Consider the following 12,703-nt stretch of genomic DNA (forward strand, 5'->3'; position numbering starts at 1 on the left):
ATGTGTTGGTCGCTCTTGCGACAACTTTTATATCTTAACAAATCCTCTTGTTAATGTCAACAGAAAAAATGTTATTTTGTTTTTTCTTTGTCGTCTTGTTTTTGCGACTTCTCTAATTTAGCATCGTAAATTAAGAGAGTCAAGCACTTTTAATTCTTTTTTCTACTAAACTATCTTTGCGACGTCTATTATTATAAACACTTCGTATGTAAAGTGTCAACAAAAAAATGAAACGCTTTTTTCAAGCGTCTCATTTACAAGGATCCTTCTTCTATTTGTTCTACTTTATAGTAACGGTGATAAATCTTATTGCTCTTTGTTTCTATCTGATCTACTTGAATATAACCCTTTTCCACAAGAAATTCGATGAATACCTCTAAGTTAACCGAATAATTACGAAGCTCATCCTGTTCATGCAACTCTTGAATCATCCAATGGTTTTTATGGCTCATGACTTCTAAAATATGTTGCGATCCATCTTTGGTTCTTGAATGAATCAAAAATTCACTTGCTAAAATCAAGAGTTCTAATCTTTTATCAATGGGTTCATCACTTGATAGTAATTCTTCGTACAGTTTATAAATAGCCGGTTCAATTACTTTGACTTGCGACCAAACAGTTACTTCTGGATGCATCCCATTTTCAAATACAGCCAATCGCGCAAGATGGTGCAATGAATCCACTATGTGATTGTAAGCATCCATATAGTTTTTTTGTTCAAAGAAAACTTTTGCTTCTAAATAACGACGAATGAGTTTAGCGAACTCGATCCCCATCTTAATCTTTCGACCATAGAATGGAAAGTCTTTAAGTTCCAATTTTAATTCTTGAACAAATTCATTACGGTCGAACATAACACGACCATAAAAAATCCAATCCACAATTTTCCGATTGGTTCCGAGTAATAACCATTTACGTAATTGTTTTTCAGTAACAAGATGCATCGCTGCTTTTTTATCATTATACGTATAATGTTTTGTGAACACAGGTTGGTTTGCGTCTTTTACTAAGATTAATAGGATGGAATCGAATGTATCGGTTATTTGACTAACCTTTTCACGTTTCTCAACTAAGATCACGCCAAGTGTATTTGGTTGGCTCGCTCGTTCCTGATAAATAGGACGCAGAATTTGTTCCAACGGTAATCCCCCTCATTTAAAAATCATAATGGTATAAGTACTTTTTTCGACAAACATTGTTAGATTCCTTCAAACGAATTACACTATCAATTATGGTATAGTAAACTTGATTAAGGAGGAACGCAATATGAAACCTTATAAAAATAAAATAAATCGAATTCGTTCGTTTGCATTATCACTAATCTTCATCGGTTTTGTCATTATGTATATCGGAATCTTTTTCCGTGAACATCAAATCATAATGACATTGTTTATGCTATTAGGACTTCTAGCTATTTTGGGCAGTACCGGTGTTTATGCTTGGATTGGTATGCTCTCCACTAAAGCAGTTCAAGTCGTTTGTCCAAACTGTGGCAAACACACAAAAGTCTTGGGTCGTGTTGATATGTGTATGTATTGCCGTGAGCCATTAACATTAGATTCAACTTTGGAAGGTCAAGAATTTGATGTGAAGTTAAATCGTAAACAACCGTAAATAGATGGAGCTGACATTCGCATTAGAGTGTTAGCTCTTTTTTTCACAAAAAAAAAAGAGCTACGAACTGCTCTCTTCAATTATTGTATTTTAGTTGCTTGTAATTCACAGGTAGGACATGTACCGTGAATTTCCATACGGTGACCATTTACTTGGAATCCTGTTACGTGAGCAGCTAATTGTTCAACTTCATCTAAACCAGGATAATGAAAATCAACAATCTTTCCACATAAATCGCAAATAATATGGTAATGGTCATTTGTCACGAAATCAAATCGACTCGATGAATCACCATATGTTAATTCTTTTACTAATCCCGCTTCTCTAAAAACCCGAAGATTATTGTAGACAGTTGCTACACTCATGTTAGGGAACTTTTCTTCAAGTGCTCTATATATATCATCTGCAGTTGGATGGATCATGGATTGAATGAGAAATTCTAAAATCGCATGACGCTGTGGTGTAATTCGAACTCCTGTAGATTTCAAAGTATCCAATGCGTCGCGTAAATGCATTTCAGTCATCGTCATGCACCTCACTTCATAAAGATTCTTATTTTATAATCGTTATAATTAGTATAAGGAAGAAGTAAGGGAAAAGTCAACAAAATACCTAATGTGTCATGACGTCACTCCGCATGCAAGCCTTTTTCTTTTTGACCTAGCCTTAAATTAATGAAACGAGCGGCAACAAATAAAAAGTCTGATAAACGGTTTAAATAGGCTAAGACTTGAGGAGATACGTCTTCACCAATGCTCACTGTTGAACGTTCGGCACGACGTACAATTGTTCGTGCGACATGAAGTGTTGCTCCAGCAGGATGACCGCTCGGTAAAATAAAGTTCGTAAGTACTGGCAATTGAGCATCCCATTTATCAATCCACGTTTCTAGTCTTGTAATTTCACTTTCTTCTAGCTTCCATTTTACTTCTTTCCCTTTTGGAGTTGCTAGCTCTGCTCCAACATGAAAGAGTGTGGTTTGTATTTGATGAAACGCTTGTTGCACATCTTCTTTTTCTTCAAAAAATTCGTTCTGTAAATGACTCACTGCAAGCCCAATCATCGAGTTTGCCTCATCACATGTACCGTACGCCTCTACCAGTGCATCATTTTTTGCAACACGTGATCCATAAATAAGTGAAGTCTTCCCCTTGTCCCCTGTTTTTGTATAAATTTTCATGTCAATACCCCTTTTCTACATCAATGACATTTTGAAAATCTGTTCCGCCTTTTAACCATTCATGTAAATTGTGCGTGAAAATCTCCAATGCTCTAGGCACATACTCTGAAGAATGACTTGATACATGCGGTGAAACAATGACACCTTCCATATCCCATAATGGATGATTTTCACTCAATGGTTCATTTTCGAAGACATCCAATACAGCATACGCAATTTGGTTCTCCTTCATGGCTTTTAATAAGTCTTCTTCTTTTACCAAGTCACCTCGTCCAAAGTTCATGAATATCCCATCTTCCTTCATTAAAACAAAATGTTCGTATGTAAGGAGACTGCTTGTTTCTCGTGTGCTCGGCAAAACAGAAATAATAATATCTGCTTTAGGTAACGCATCCGCCAATTGCTCAAAAGAAATCATGTCATCCATATGTGGCGCGTCTACACCCGACCGATTGCATCCGATTGTTTTAACGCCAAATGCTTGCAATAAACGGCCAATTTCACTTCCTATTGCACCAGGACCAAGGACAATCGCTGTGCTTCCAAAGAGCTCGGTGGAACCAGAGCGTTTGATCCATTCGTGTTTTACTTGTTGTGAATATATCCAGGGTATCGCACGTTTTAGTGCCAATAAATGAGCCATCACCGACTCAGCCATAGGAATTTTATGAATACCTTTGACGTTCGTCATAAAAATATTGCGCTCTCCTATTTCAGAAAGCGGCATTTTTTCTAATCCGGCCGAAGCAACCATCAGCCATTTTAACGCCAGTGCCTGGTCCAACGTTTCTTTAGTAAGATCTTCTCCATATGTGACGATGATTTCTGCTTTTCTTAGTGCATCAACATCTTCAATAGAAGAAAACGTAAATTCCACTTCACGAAACTCAGCTTGTAATTGCTCGATTAACTTTTCTTTGACAGAAAACGTAAAAAGGATATTGGTCATTTTGACTTTACTAATTCACGTAAAGTTTCCAAAGTCTCTTCAACGTGCCCTTTCACTTTTACTTTTCTCCACTCTTTTATGACAGTTCCGGTTGGATCAATTAAAAATGTCGAGCGTTCAATCCCCATAAATTCTTTACCATACATTTTTTTCAATAACCAGACTCCATATTCTTTTGATACTTCATGATCTTCATCAATTAATAGTGAAAATGGCAATCCATGTTTTTCAATAAACTTTGTATGTGCTTTTTCCCCATCAGGGCTTACACCTAAAATAACAGCATTTAAGTCACTAAATGACTCATGTGCATCTCTGAAATCACATGCCTCTGTTGTACATCCTGGTGTGGCATCTTTTGGATAAAAATAAAGGAGAACATACTTTTCTCCAGCAAAATCACGAAGTGACACATCGTTTCCTCTTTCGTTTTTCAATGTGAAATTTGGCGCATGCATACCTTCAAGCGTAGTCATGAAAATTCCCTCCTCTGTCTTTAAACTAATCGTACCTAAGAATAGCCTCAGTTTCAATTTTCTTGGCGTTCTATATCATTTATGTCTATTATAAAGAATGGAAGAAATTGAACGGAGGAAATATATATGAACAGAGTAAATTCAGAAACCATACATGAAGAAGCACAAAAACATATTGTGGGAGGGGTAAACAGTCCTTCACGTTCGTACAAAGCGGTTGGCGGCGGAGCTCCCACTGTAATGGAAAGAGCACAAGGAGCATACTTTTGGGATGTAGATGGAAACAAATACATTGATTATCTAGCAGCATATGGTCCAATCATTACGGGGCATGCACATCCCCATATAACAAAAGCCATAACAACAGCTGCCGAAAATGGCTTGCTCTACGGAACACCAACACCTCATGAAGTAAAATTTGCTAAAATGCTAAAAGAAGCAATGCCTGGTATGGATAAAGTACGTTTTGTGAATTCAGGTACTGAAGCCGTAATGACCACAATTCGTGTATCACGTGCCTACACAGGACGAACAAAAATCATGAAATTCGCAGGCTGCTACCATGGGCATTCTGATTTGGTGTTAGTTGCAGCTGGTTCAGGACCAGCAACACTCGGCACCCCCGATTCGGCAGGTGTGCCAGCATCCATTGCAAAAGAAGTGATCACAATCCCATTTAACGACCCTAAAGCATTTCAAGATGCAATGGAACTATGGGGAGATGAAATTGCGTGTATTTTAGTTGAACCAATTGTTGGGAATTTTGGAATTGTTGAACCGAAAGAAGGTTTCTTGCCACTCGTCCATGAAATTGCGAAACAACAAGGAGCACTCATTGTATACGATGAAGTGATTACAGCGTTCCGATTCCATTACGGCGGCGCACAAGACTTACTTGGTTTAACTCCCGACTTGACAGCATTAGGAAAAATTATTGGGGGAGGCTTACCGATTGGTGCTTATGGTGGTCGTAAAGAGATCATGGAGCAAGTTGCCCCACTAGGACCAGCGTATCAAGCGGGAACTATGGCTGGTAATCCTGCGTCCATGTTATCAGGAATTGCTTGTTTAGAAGTATTAAAGCAACCAGGAGTCTATGAAGAAATGGATCGTTTAGGCGCTCTATTAGAAGAGGGTATACTACAAGCAGCTGCTGATTATAATGTGACAATTACGGTTAACCGCTTAAAAGGTGCTTTAACCATTTACTTCACGGATGTAAAAGTTGAAAACTACGATCAAGCTGAAGCTAGTGACGGAGAAATTTTCGGTCGATTCTTTAAACTCATGTTGGCGCAAGGGATTAACTTGGCTCCATCTAAATATGAAGCTTGGTTCCTAACAACTGCTCACACTGAAGAAGATGTGAAACAATCTTTAGTAGCAGTTAATAAAGCATTTTCACAACTTGTCTAGAAATGCGGAAAGCGCCATTCTAGCTCGACGCCGGTGCTGGAAGGATGAAAGGCGAATACTCCGCCTTTCTGACCCCATGAAGGGGCCTGCGAGCTGGCGCTTGTAGCTAGACATTGAAATTCGAAAAGTGATTTTTTAAAGAAATGGGAAAGGAATTTCAAACTATATGAAATTTGGTGCACGAATCGTTAAAACTGGTGTCGCAATTGTTTTTGCTCTTTTCATGGCTGATTTATTGCATTTACCTTCACCTGTTTTTGCTGGGATTGCTGCAATTTTTGCGATTCAGCCATCTATATATCGATCGTATTTAACAATCATTGAACAAATACAAGGGAATTTAATCGGTGCAGTTATTGCCGTTGTTTTTTCTCTGATCTTTGGTCATCATTATGTCGCGGTTGGATTGGCGGCTGTCATCGCGATCGCTATTATGCTGAAGCTAAAGTTGGAAAAGTCGGTTTCACTGGCACTTGTCACCATTATTGCCATAATGGAAGGTCAAAGTGACGACTTCTTATTATTTGCTCTCATTCGTTTTACCACGATTGTTGTAGGTGTACTGTCTGCATTTGTTGTGAACTTAGTATTTATGCCACCAAGGTACGAAACAAAATTATTTCAATTAATCCATTTGACAACAGATGATTTAATTAGATGGACTAGATTAGCGGTTCGTCAAGCATCAGAGCATAACGCTACTAAACAAGCACTCGAGAAACTTCGAGAACGCTTAATAAAAGTCGATCAATTCTACTTGTTTTATAAAGAAGAACGTAGCTATTTCCGCAATGAAAAACGTTCAAAAGCCCGTAAACTTGTTGTGTACCGACAAATGATTTCTACGGCCAATAAAAGTTGGGAAGTTCTAAAGCGACTGCATTTACACGAAAATGAACTAGTCAGTTTGCCTGAACATTTCCGACACATGATTCAAGAAAGACTCGATTTTCTATTGACGTATCATGAACAACTTCACTTGAAATACACGGGTAAATTAAAACCTGAACACTCCGAGTGGGCAGGAAATGCAGTAATGCTCAATCGTCATGAAGTGATGGAGATCTTCGCGAAAGAAATTGCGATTGCAAAAGAAGATGAAATTTTTTCATCCTACCATTTACTGCATGTGCTATCTGCCGTGCTGGATTACGAAGAACAACTTGAACACTTGGATACTTTGATCATTTCCCATCAAAATTATCATGGTGAAGAAATCAAAGTAGAACTGGAAGATGATTATTAATGTAAAGAGCCAACCTTTTCCTTTGAGGATAAGGTTGGCTCTTTTATGTTCAATTCTTCATACGTGGATCGAGTGCGTCTAGCATCCCATCCCCCATTAAATTAAATCCTAATACGGTTAACATGATGGCAATTCCAGGGAAAATCATTGTCCATGGTGCATTAATGAAATTCACACGGGCATCCGCAAGCATTTTACCCCATTCCGCTGAGGGAGCTTGTGCACCAAGTCCTAAGAATCCAAGAGCGGCCGCTTCAATAATTGCTGATGCGATTGCTAATGTTCCTTGTACAATAACTGGTGCCATGGAATTTGGCAGGATATGAGAAAACAAAATTCGAACATCTCTCATCCCAATTGCTTTTGCTGAAGTGATGTATTCCTCTTCCTTAATGCTCAAAACTTTTGAGCGAATCAGTCGGCCAAAGTTTGGAATATTAATGACCGCGATGGCAATTAACGCATTTTGCAAAGACGGTCCTAATACTGAAACAACTGCAATCGCTAATAAAATGCTTGGAAATGCCAGCATGATATCAAAAATACGTGAAATAATTGTATCAATCCACTTACCATAATAGCCGGCTATAATCCCCAAAATACTCCCCACTACAACCGAACCAATGACTGAAAAGAAACCAACTGATAAGGAAATGCGGGCACCGTGAATAATGCGAGATAAAATATCACGTCCCAAGTGATCAGTTCCTAACCAAAACTCGCTTGATGGTTTAAGTAACCGATTCGGTAGGTCTTGTTCATTTAGTCCTTGCGGTGCGATCCACGGTCCTATCAATGCCAAGATGGTAAAGAAGAGGACTATTCCCGCTCCCACAACAGCTACTTTGTTTTTCTTGAAGCTTCGCCATGCTTCTTTCCATGGACCTGCCACTTTATCTTCCTTTGCTAAAATATCTGTTTGTTTAGGTGCAAATCCAACCACGTTGAGCTGCCTCCTTCTTAATCATATTTAATACGCGGATCAATCAAACTGTAGAGCACATCAATGAATAAGTTGATCATGACGAAAATAAATGCCACTACCAGAATTCCTGATTGAATGACTGGATAGTCACGGAAACCGATCGCTTCATAAATATAACGTCCTACTCCCGGCCAGGAGAAAATTGATTCGGTTAAAATGGCTCCCCCAAGTAGTAGTCCCATTTGTAGACCGATAATAGTCAGTACGGGAATAATTGCATTTTTCAACGCGTGTTTATAAACAACCCAAAACATCTTTTGACCTTTCGCTCGTGCTGTTCGCACATAATCCGAGCGCATTACTTCAAGCATGCTTGAACGAGTCATTCGTGCAATGATAGCCATTGGTATTGTCGCAAGTGCAATTCCTGGTAATACTAAATGTTTAAGTACAATACCTAATTGATCGAATCTTCCTTGCAAAATGGTATCTAAGACATAGAGATTGGTTATGGATTCTATCGGATTTCGAACTTCTTCCCGACCTCCGGTAGGTAAGATTCCGAGTTCTATCCCAAAAATGTATTGGAACATGAGACCTAGCCAGAAAATCGGCATGGAAACACCAACTAAGGCCAAGATCATAGCCGTATAGTCGAACCATGAATTTTGAAACCATGCAGAAATAATACCGGCATTTACTCCAACGATAACTGCAATTAGAATCGCGAATAATGACAATTCAAATGTCGCGGCCAAATAGGGCCATATTTCTTCAGATACAGGTGCAGTCGTACGCAAGGACTCACCCAAATCCCCTTTTAATAACCCACCTAAGTATTCGAAATATTGGATATACCATGGATTGTCCAATCCGAGGCTTGCTCGCAATGCTTCCATTGCTTCTTTTGATGCTGTTTGACCTAAAATAACTTGTGCAGGGTCTCCTGGGATGGCACGAATAATCAGAAAGACGATAAACGTCATACCAAGTAAAACAGGGATTAATTGCAAGAGTCTTCTTCCGATATAGTGAAGCATCTTCTTCACCCCTCCATCTAAAGCATTATGTATACGAAAAGCGGAAAGCGCCTGCTTAGCCTGACACCGGTTGCTTGCAGGACTGAATCGAAAGCCTGCTTTCGAATGAGGGTCTGAAGCTTAGGTGCAGGCTGGCGCTTGGAGCTAGACATAGTATCACCGAGTAGTTATACATTCATATATTTTAAAAAATTATGGGGAGAAATCACGAAGACTTCCCCCCAACAGTTAGTTTATTACTTGAAGTCCACAGTTTCTAACTTATCAGAACCAGTCGGATGAGGTAAGAAGTTTAGTAAATCTGCTCTTCCTGCAAGAAGTGGCGTTGAGTGAGCCAATGGAACCCACGGAGCGTCTTCAAAAATAAGTTCTTGAGCTTTAGCGTAAAGTGCATTACGCTTCGCTTCATCAACTTCTGTTTGTGCTTCAATCAGGATGTTATGAGTTTCATCATTTTTATAGAAAGAATAGTTGTTGCTTCCAATATTGTCTTCATCAAGCAGTACGTATAGGAAGTTATCTGCGTCTCCATTATCACCTGTCCAACCAAGTAAGAATGCATCAGCTTCTCCATTTTTAGCTTTTTCTAAATAAGTAGCCCACTCGTACGTAACGATATTAGCTTTAATTCCAACATCAGCTAAGTTTGCTTGAATTGCTTCAGCAACTTTCGCACCATCTGGCATGTACGGACGTGGTACCGGCATTGCCCAAAGGTCCATTTCGAAACCATCAGGAAGACCCGCTGCTGCTAATAATTCTTTTGCTTTTTCTGGGTTATAATCATATCCAGCAATATCCTCATTGTAGCCACTAATAACTGGTGGCATTGGGTTTTTCGCAACGTCTGCACGGCCTTCGAAGAATGCGTCCACGATTGCTTGCTTATCAATCGCATGGTTAATTGCTTGACGAACTTCTTTCTGATCGAAAGGAGGACGAGTAGATGTTAATCCTAAGTAACCAATGTTCATTGAAGGACGCTCGTATAATTGTAGTTTGCTATTTGCTTCAATGTTAGCTCCGTCAGATGGGTTAACTCCGTCAGCTAGATCAATTTCACCTGTATTTAGTGCATTTAAACGAGCTGAGTTATCTGGAATTGAACGGAAAATAACTTTATCAAGTTTAGGCAGACCGTCAATGCGATACTCTTCATTTTTTTCAATCGTAATTGAATCATTGCGTTTCCATTCTACAAATTTGAATGGACCTGTACCAACAGGGTTCTCACTAAATTTGTCTCCATGTTTTTCAAATGCAGTTGGGCTTGAAATAGCAAATGGGCTCATTGCAAGATTTTTCAAGAACGGTGCTTGTGAGCGATTAAGTTTAATTACAACAGTGTAATCACCATCAGCAGTTACCGAATCAATGACATGCCCTTCGTCACCTTTAAAACCACCAAACATAGAAGAGTAGTAAGGGAATTTGTCTTCTGATCCATTCATCCAGCGATCAAAGTTCTTTACAACTGCTTCTGCATTGAAATCAGTGCCATCGTGGAATTTTACTCCTTCTTCCAACTGGAAGGTATAAGATAATCCATCTTCAGAAGGTACCCAAGACTTCGCAAGACCTTCGTGAATTTCAGTATCTTGATCACCAAAGTTTACAAGTGTCTCAAATAGGTTTTTAGTTACTTTAAATGATTCTCCATCAGTTGCAGCTGCAGGATCTAAAAATACTGAATCCCCACCACGTCCAAATACCAAGATTTTAGGTTCGGAGTTTTCTTCCCCTTTTTCTCCACCCTTTTCACCATTATCGGATGTACAAGCCGCTAAAATCGTTGAGAAAACTAACATGACTAATACAGCGAGCGACCACAGTTTCTTTTTTCCCAAATTAACCCCTCCATATCATCTATTTATCAATGCTGCACGTTCACCATATAAATGGCAGGCAACAAAATGACCAGGTTCTGCTTCTTCTAATTTTGGAACAACTGTTGTACACACATCCATTTTAAAAGGACAACGTGTGTGGAATGTACAACCAGATGGTGGATTTGACGGGCTAGGAATATCCCCTTTAATCAGGATTTGATCCCTCACGAAGTTGGGATCCGGTACCGGAACTGCAGACAATAACGCCTGGGTGTATGGATGCAAAGGCTTGTCATATAACAACTCGCTTTCAGTTATCTCGACCATTTTTCCAAGATACATGACGCCTACACGATCACTAATGTGTCGCACAACACCTAAATCATGTGCTATAAAGATATACGTTAGTTGTAGATCCTTTTGTAAATCCTGCATCAAGTTCAATACCTGTGACTGGATGGAAACATCTAGTGCTGAAACCGGTTCGTCCGCAATAATGAGTTTCGGATTGGTCATTAACGCTCTCGCAATTCCAATACGTTGACGTTGCCCACCACTGAATTGGTGAGGATAGCGTTTCGCATGATAACTACTAAGACCGACGATTTCCAGGAGTTCTCGAACTTTCTTTTTACGAGATTTGGCATCCCCTAGTCCGTGAACAATAAGAGGCTCCTCTAGAATTTTTTCAATGGTATGTCTCGGATTTAATGAGGCATAAGGATCTTGGAACACCATTTGGATTTCACGACGTGCCTTACGCATATCATCATTCGAAATATTGGTCAATTCTTTCCCATCAAAAACGACTTTGCCTTCTGTCGGTTCTAACAATCTCATGAGCATACGACCCGTTGTGGATTTTCCACAACCAGATTCTCCCACGATTCCAAGTGTTTCCCCTTTATTAACGAAAAACGACACGTCATCAACAGCCTTTACATATCCAGAGACACGGCTGAGTACACCTTTACGAATGGGGAAATATTTTTTAAGCCCTTCAACTTTCAACAAGGGTTCTGTCATTCGCTGATACCTCCTGATTTTTGTATAAGAAGCATCTTGTTTTATGTACTGATGATGTTTGATACAAATCCGGGTTTTCGGTCAAGCACTTATCAAAGGCGAACTCACAGCGTGCTGCAAAACGACACCCCGTTCGTATGGATCCTGGTTTAGGCACGTTCCCAGGAATTGAATAAAGCCTTTGCTTTTTGAAACGCATATCCGGAACTGACTGTAATAGACCTTTCGTATATGGATGTTGAGGGTCTTTGAAAATCGTTTGAACAGGACCTTCCTCTACCACTTGACCGGCATACATAACAACAACTCGTTCACATGTTTCAGCTACAACTCCTAGATCATGAGTGATTAGCAGAACGGCTGTATTTAATCGCTCATTTAAATCCTTCATAAGTTGCAATATTTGAGCTTGAATCGTCACATCCAAAGCAGTTGTCGGTTCATCCGCAATTAATACCCTCGGATCACACACAAGTGCCATCGCAATCATGACCCGTTGTCTCATCCCACCAGATAGTTGATGTGGATAATCTTTCATCAATTCATCTGCACGTGGTAGACCAACCAGATTCAACATTTCAATTGCACGATTTTTGGCTTGCTTTTTTGACCAATCTTTTCTATGGATAAGGATTGCTTCCATTAATTGATTACCAATTGAAAAAAGAGGATTTAAAGAGGTCATTGGCTCTTGGAAAATCATCGCCACATCGTTCCCTCTTACCATACGCATCTCTTTATCACTTAATTTCGTTAAATCCTGGTTTTCGAAAAGAATTTCTCCCCCAGTTATTTTTCCTGGTGGGCTTGGCACCAATCCCATAATAGATAGTGAGGTTACACTTTTCCCACAGCCTGATTCGCCTACGATGCCCAGTACTTCTCCTTCGTGTACAGAAAAGTCAATATTGTCTACAGCAGGTATTTCACCGTCATCTGTGAAAAAGGATGTTCGAAGACCTTTTACTTGAAGAATCGCTTTACGTTCACTCATCCTGTCCC

Annotated in this window: 13 protein-coding genes; 3 read left to right on the plus strand and 10 right to left on the minus strand. The window is 39.5% G+C overall.

All coding sequences use genetic code 11. From position 1 onward, the window contains the following. Positions 1-254: 254 nt before the first annotated feature. Positions 255-1,139: a nucleotidyltransferase-like protein gene (locus GY23_RS09380; RefSeq protein WP_075618976.1), complete on the minus strand. Its 885-nt coding sequence runs from the start codon at positions 1,137-1,139 to the stop codon at positions 255-257. A 127-nt stretch (positions 1,140-1,266) separates the two neighbouring features. Here GY23_RS09380 and GY23_RS09385 point away from each other — a divergent pair, with 127 nt between their 5' ends. Further along, the gene (locus tag GY23_RS09385) at positions 1,267-1,614 is read left to right on the plus strand and encodes a YgzB family protein (protein WP_075618977.1); all 348 of its coding nucleotides are present in this window, start codon (positions 1,267-1,269) and stop codon (positions 1,612-1,614) included. Between the two features lie 80 nt (positions 1,615-1,694). Here GY23_RS09385 and perR read toward each other — a convergent pair whose 3' ends face one another. The 4 genes from perR to bcp form a co-directional block, all read right to left on the minus strand. After that, on the minus strand, positions 1,695-2,138 hold the full coding sequence (gene perR, locus GY23_RS09390; protein ID WP_075618978.1) for a peroxide-responsive transcriptional repressor PerR: 444 nt from the start codon (positions 2,136-2,138) through the stop codon (positions 1,695-1,697). 104 nt (positions 2,139-2,242) lie between these two features. Then, positions 2,243-2,794 carry a cob(I)yrinic acid a,c-diamide adenosyltransferase gene (locus GY23_RS09395; protein ID WP_075618979.1) on the minus strand — a complete coding sequence of 184 codons (552 nt, stop codon included), beginning with the start codon at positions 2,792-2,794 and terminating at the stop codon, positions 2,243-2,245. 1 nt (position 2,795) lies between these two features. Continuing rightward, on the minus strand, positions 2,796-3,743 hold the full coding sequence (locus GY23_RS09400) for a D-2-hydroxyacid dehydrogenase (RefSeq protein ID WP_075618980.1): 948 nt from the start codon (positions 3,741-3,743) through the stop codon (positions 2,796-2,798). Further along, positions 3,740-4,219: a thioredoxin-dependent thiol peroxidase gene (gene bcp / locus GY23_RS09405; RefSeq protein ID WP_075618981.1), complete on the minus strand. Its 480-nt coding sequence runs from the start codon at positions 4,217-4,219 to the stop codon at positions 3,740-3,742. The genes GY23_RS09400 and bcp overlap by 4 nt, the downstream gene beginning before the upstream one ends. A gap of 126 nt (positions 4,220-4,345) precedes the next feature. Here bcp and GY23_RS09410 point away from each other — a divergent pair, with 126 nt between their 5' ends. Both GY23_RS09410 and GY23_RS09415 read left to right on the plus strand, forming a co-directional pair. Further along, complete coding sequence (locus GY23_RS09410; RefSeq protein WP_075618982.1) at positions 4,346-5,635, plus strand: glutamate-1-semialdehyde 2,1-aminomutase; 1,290 nt, start codon at positions 4,346-4,348, stop codon at positions 5,633-5,635. A gap of 166 nt (positions 5,636-5,801) precedes the next feature. After that, positions 5,802-6,881, plus strand: a complete 1,080-nt coding sequence (locus GY23_RS09415) for an FUSC family protein (RefSeq protein WP_075618983.1) — start codon at positions 5,802-5,804, stop codon at positions 6,879-6,881. Between the two features lie 49 nt (positions 6,882-6,930). On the opposite strand, the gene GY23_RS09420 is transcribed toward GY23_RS09415, so the two are convergent. The 5 genes from GY23_RS09420 to GY23_RS09440 all read right to left on the minus strand — a co-directional run bounded on the left by GY23_RS09420 (position 6,931) and on the right by GY23_RS09440 (position 12,695). Next, the gene (locus GY23_RS09420) at positions 6,931-7,824 is read right to left on the minus strand and encodes an ABC transporter permease (RefSeq protein WP_084544096.1); all 894 of its coding nucleotides are present in this window, start codon (positions 7,822-7,824) and stop codon (positions 6,931-6,933) included. 17 nt (positions 7,825-7,841) lie between these two features. Continuing rightward, positions 7,842-8,846, minus strand: a complete 1,005-nt coding sequence (locus tag GY23_RS09425) for an ABC transporter permease (protein ID WP_075618984.1) — start codon at positions 8,844-8,846, stop codon at positions 7,842-7,844. 236 nt (positions 8,847-9,082) lie between these two features. Continuing rightward, positions 9,083-10,693, minus strand: a complete 1,611-nt coding sequence (locus GY23_RS09430; RefSeq protein WP_075618985.1) for an ABC transporter substrate-binding protein — start codon at positions 10,691-10,693, stop codon at positions 9,083-9,085. 15 nt (positions 10,694-10,708) lie between these two features. Further along, the gene (locus tag GY23_RS09435) at positions 10,709-11,701 is read right to left on the minus strand and encodes an ABC transporter ATP-binding protein (RefSeq protein WP_075618986.1); all 993 of its coding nucleotides are present in this window, start codon (positions 11,699-11,701) and stop codon (positions 10,709-10,711) included. Further along, a complete protein-coding gene (locus GY23_RS09440; RefSeq protein ID WP_075618987.1) occupies positions 11,676-12,695 on the minus strand; it encodes an ABC transporter ATP-binding protein in 1,020 nt (339 codons plus the stop codon). Before GY23_RS09440 ends, GY23_RS09435 begins: the two co-directional genes overlap by 26 nt. Positions 12,696-12,703: the final 8 nt, after the last annotated feature.

Origin of the sequence: Paenisporosarcina indica (assembly GCF_001939075.1) — a bacterium.
GTDB lineage: Bacteria > Bacillota > Bacilli > Bacillales_A > Planococcaceae > Paenisporosarcina > Paenisporosarcina indica.